The following is a 4465-nucleotide window of genomic DNA, read 5'->3' as shown; positions in this document are numbered from 1 at the left end:
GCCGCAGCCAGTCCCGCAGCCGGCGCCGGCCGCGGCCGCGCCATCGGCCGCGAACCCGGCGAAGGCGGCCATGAAAGAGAAAGCGGCGGCGCTGGAGCAGCAGGCCGATGAACTGGCTGCGCAGTTCAAGAGAAAGAAACCCGATGAGCCGAGGGCCGCACAGGCCAGCGCCCCGGGAGAAAAAGGATCCGCCAAGGAAGACGCAGCAGCCGTTGCCGCCAAGCTCGAGCAGATGAAGGGCAAGGCTGGCGAGTCCCAGCAGGCCAAGACGGCGCAGGTCCGGCAGGCGCAGGCCGAGGCCGAGAAGCAGGCCCAAGCCAAGCAACGCGCCAGCGAGAAGGCAGCGGAGGATGCTGCGGCCCAGACCCAGGCGATGACGCAGCTGCTCGAAGCGCGGAAGAGGGCGGCGGAGCAAGCGCGCTAGCAGCCACGATCGCCTGTGCCGGGGCTCCGGCCGGCCGGCCCATCGGGCCTGCCCCCAAGTGCGGAGGCATCGAAGCACATCGCCCCCGCCCGGGCGATGTGCCTTGCCCACATTGCCGGCCGCTCTCCGAAAGTGAGACTGCAAAGCTGCGCCCCTGTGCGCAGCTTCGGAAAGTCATCACCCAACCAAGGAGATAGCCAGCATGATTTCGCTCAGATCCGGCCTGGCGGCCGGCGCCCTGTGTGCCACCACCCTGGCGGCCCACGCGGTCGTCTCGCTGCCTGCACTGAATGTCGATGCCACCAGCATCACCGTCTCGGGGCTGTCCTCGGGCGCGGTGATGGCGATCAACATGGGCTATGCGTACTCGGCCACCTTCCGGGGCGTGGGCATCTTTGCCGGCACGCCCTACCTGTGCCAGTACCACCATGCCTATGGCAACTGCCAGAACAACAACGTCATCAGCGCCGGCATGCTCAGCACCATGCAGGCCAGCATCGACAGCTGGAGCGGCGCGCAGATCGACAACAAGGCCAACATCGCCACGCAGCAGGTCTACCTGTTCACCGGCACCAAGGACTCGACCGTCGGCCCCAACCCCATGCTGGCGGTGCAGACGCAGTACGCCGAGAACGGCGTGCCCGCGGCCAGCCTGATCCAGCGCGCCAACACCGCCCATGTGTTTCCGACCGACTTCAGCGCAACGGGCAACAACCCCTGCTCGGTCTCCTTGACGCCCTACATCTCCAACTGCGGCTATGACGGGGCCAAGGCGGTGCTGACGCAGTTCTACGGCACGCTGCAGCCGCGCAACAACGCGCCCGCGGCGGCGAACTACCGCGAGTTCAACCAGCGCGAGTTCACCGGCAACCTGGGCATGGCCAACACCGGCTGGGTCTACGTGCCGGCGTCCTGCGCCGCAGGCACCCAGTGCAAGCTGCATGTCGCCGTCCATGGCTGCACGCAGAGCTACTCGAACATCGGTGACCGGTTCATCAAGAACACCGGCTACACGCGCTGGGCCGACACCAACAACATCATCGTCCTGTTCCCGCAGGCGCAGGCCGATGCGAACCTGTACCCGACGCCGGCCAACGGCACCGTGGGCAATCCCAACGCCTGCTGGGACACGGTGGGTTTCTACGGCTGGGACTATGCGCAAAAAAGCGGTGCGCAGCTCTCGGCCGTCAAGGCGATGGTCGACCGGCTCGCCTCAGCCAGCCAGTAGCCGGCCGCGCCGCGCCTGCTGCTGGCGGCGGAACTGGGCCGGCGACATGCCGGTCCAGCGCAGGAAGGCGCGCCTGAAGTTGGCCGAATCCGAGAAGCCGGTGATGAGCGCGATCTGCTCGACGCTGGCGCCCGGCCGCTGCAGGTGCTGGGTGGCCATGCTGTGCCGCACCTGGTCGGCAATGGTCGAGAAAGAGGTGCCCTCGAGCGCGAGCCGCCGCCGCAGCGTGCGCTCGGTCATCTTGAAGCTGGAAGCCACCATCTTCATGCCCGCCCCCGGATCGGGCAGCAGGCGCAGCGCCTGGTAGACCTTGCCGGCGAAGCCCGCCGATTCCTCGATCTCGGCCAGCAGGCCGTCGCAGGCTGTCTGCAGCGCGGCGGCGGTGAAGGGGTTGGCCAGCCTCGGGCGCCGCGAAAGAACGTCGCCGTCGAAGCGAAGTTCGTTGCGATGCCATCCGAACACGCAGTGGCACTGCAGCTGCTCGGCATACATCGCCCGGTGCTGCGGCGCGGGGTAGGCGAAGCGGGCCAGCGTGGGGCGCACGTCGGGGCCCAGCAGGTCCTGCATCTGCGTGGCGAGCTGGGCGAACTGCTGCTCCACCAGGAACAGGCGCAGGGCCTCGGGCAGCTCGCGCACGACGCTTTCGCCGAGCACCCAGAGGGCATCGCCGCCCTCGGTGCGGGCCTCCAGCGCCAGGGCGCCGGGCATCAGGCCCTGGTAGGCCTGGGCCAGGCGGAAGTAGTCGGCCACCGAGTCGCAGGACAGGAGCATCAGGCCGCAGGTGCCATGGTCGGGCAGGTGCAGGGCGCGCCCCAGCTGGAACGCCAGGCCGGGGTCCGCTTCGAGCTCCAGCGCGTGGCGCCAGGCCGCAAGGTGCTGCAGCACCGAGGTGCGGCAGGCCACGTCGTCGAGCGCCGTGGCGTCCAGGCCGGCGCTGGTGAACACACCGTCCGCCGGCAGGCCCTTGCCGCGCAGCAGGCGCACCAGCGCGGCGATCTGGTAGGGAGGGTAGTGCCGCCCCCAGGGCAGCGGTATCGGGTGTGCCATGCGTCGGACTCGCCAGGTGATCGATGCTGGCTGGAGTCTGCGGCGCGGCACGCCCGGTGCCTATGTCGTCATGCCACACAGAAGGGGCCGCTGCAATGTGCGCGCACCGCGCGGCCCCTTGGAGATGGATCAGAAGGTCGCGCAGGTGAAGGACTCGGCGGCGTTGACGTCGCCCGAGCCCTTGTACTTGGGCCACGCGGGGTAGTCGCACAGCGGGCGCTTGCGGCCCGGCACGCCCGCGGTGTCGGTGGTCACCTGCGCCTTGGGGGCGGTGCCGTTTTCCGCCCATTGCTCCAGCGCCGTGAGGGAGTCCCAGGTGGCGTTGAACTGGGTGCTCACCGCGTGACCGTAGCCCGCGACTTCGTAGTAGCGCGCGAAGCCGTCGACGTAGCTCGGGCCGAACTGCGCCTGCAGGCGCTGGTAGAACTGTTCAGTGGCACGGGTGCTGACCAGCACGTCCGACAGGCCGTGCGCCAGCAGCAGCTTGCCGCCGCGGGATGCGAATTCAGACAGGTCGCTGCTCACGTCCAGCATCGTGCTCAGCTCGCTCAGGCGCGCGCCCCAGGGGCCGGGGTTCTCGGGGTCGAGCGAGAGCGAGTCGAACTGCAGGTCGCGCGTCACGCCGTACTTGATCGTCTGGTCGAGCTGTTTGGTGATGTAGGGCGCGCCGGCCGGCACGGGCATGGCCGGCTGCTCGGTGCCGAAGTTGAGGAAGGTGACGGTCGGCTGCAGCGGCGAGGGGTTGCTGGTAATGCCGAGGTCGGCGCCCCAGACGTTGTAGCCCGGGTAGCCGGTGGAGCCGCTGGCCACGAAGAAGTTGAAGCTGGTGGCGGTGTTGATGGTCTTGAGCGCGGTGATCTGCGCGTCAGACAGGCAGGTGTCCCCCGTGTCGGCGCCGTTGGCGCAACGCAGCGGCGCGCCGTCCACCAGGGCCACCGAGGGATCGAAGACGCTGTTGCACTTCAGCTGGTTGCTGACCAGGCCGTCGGCCACGCCGTCCAGCGTGTCGCAGGCCTGCAGCACCGCCTTGAGCAGCAGGGCGCGCTTGGGCGTGTTCGGGTAGGCGCCCGGCTGGGCCAGCGCGCGGCTCATGCGATGGCCGCCCAGCATGGCCGACAGCTGGTTCCAAGCCGGGTACCAGGCAATGATGCCGTCCCAGTCCTGCGGCCAGCGCTGCGCCACGGACACCGCCTCGCGCCCGCCGGTGGAGCCGCCCGCGAAGTACGACTTCACCGGTGCCCCGGCCGCATAGCGCGCCTTGATCAGGTAGAGGGCCGCGTCGTGCGTCTTCTTGAGCGCATGCCCGCCGAAGTTGCGGAAGGCCTCGTCGTTGAGCTGGAACTGGCCGTCGAGCGAGCCGGCGGCGTTGGCCTGGTGGCCGGAGTCGCTGGCGAAGGTGGCATAGCCGCGGCCCAGCGGCGTGGGCTTGTCGGCCGGGCCCGCGGGCACGTTGCCCGCCACGTTGGGCAAGGTGCCGTCGAAGCCGCCGCCGCCGAACATGACCGCCTTCTTGTTCCAGGCGGTGGGCAGGGCCAGGCGGAAGTTGATGCTGGGCGCGGTGGGGTCGACCGGCGCAATGCTGGCCAGCACGTTGCAGTACTCGGGCAGCGCAGCCGCGCCGGTGCCGGCGGCCGCGGTGACGGTTGCCGCCGTCACCTTGCCGCCGCTGGTCGGCAGCCCGATGGCCGAGGCAGGAATCTCCATGCCGACGAGGTCGGCGCAGGCCTTGGGCGTGGCGGCGACAGGGGGCGGCGTCGTGGGCGTGT

Annotated in this window: 3 protein-coding genes and 1 pseudogene; 2 read left to right on the top strand and 2 right to left on the bottom strand. The window is 69.6% G+C overall.

From position 1 onward, the window contains the following. Both VSO01S_RS26025 and VSO01S_RS26020 read left to right on the top strand, forming a co-directional pair. A pseudogene (locus VSO01S_RS26025) lies at positions 1 to 424 on the top strand (hypothetical protein); the annotation flags it as partial. Positions 425 to 626: 202 nt separating this feature from the next. After that, positions 627 to 1652: an extracellular catalytic domain type 2 short-chain-length polyhydroxyalkanoate depolymerase gene (locus VSO01S_RS26020; RefSeq protein WP_068645656.1), complete on the top strand. Its 1026-nt coding sequence runs from the start codon at positions 627 to 629 to the stop codon at positions 1650 to 1652. Here the strand turns inward: VSO01S_RS26020 and VSO01S_RS26015 are convergent. Together VSO01S_RS26015 and VSO01S_RS26010 are read right to left on the bottom strand one after the other, a co-directional pair. Further along, on the bottom strand, positions 1638 to 2699 hold the full coding sequence (locus VSO01S_RS26015; RefSeq protein WP_068645655.1) for an AraC family transcriptional regulator: 1062 nt from the start codon (positions 2697 to 2699) through the stop codon (positions 1638 to 1640). The two genes, VSO01S_RS26020 and VSO01S_RS26015, sit on opposite strands and share 15 nt — an antisense overlap. 129 nt (positions 2700 to 2828) lie before the next feature. Further along, positions 2829 to 4465: tannase/feruloyl esterase family alpha/beta hydrolase (locus tag VSO01S_RS26010; RefSeq protein ID WP_068645654.1), on the bottom strand; the 1637-nt coding region annotated here is incomplete at its 5' end.

It is taken from the genome of Variovorax soli NBRC 106424 (assembly GCF_001591385.1).
In the GTDB taxonomy this organism is placed as follows: domain Bacteria; phylum Pseudomonadota; class Gammaproteobacteria; order Burkholderiales; family Burkholderiaceae_C; genus Variovorax; species Variovorax soli.
The sequence above is the reverse complement of the archived record's forward strand: the minus strand, read 5'-3'. Positions and strand labels throughout refer to the sequence as shown.

Excerpts from the sequence above, each read along its gene's own strand:
- VSO01S_RS26015 (WP_068645655.1), bottom strand. The coding sequence starts at position 2,699 with ATGGCACACCCGATACCGCTGCCCTGGGGGCGGCACTACCCTCCCTAC.
- VSO01S_RS26020 (WP_068645656.1), top strand. The coding sequence starts at position 627 with ATGATTTCGCTCAGATCCGGCCTGGCGGCCGGCGCCCTGTGTGCCACC.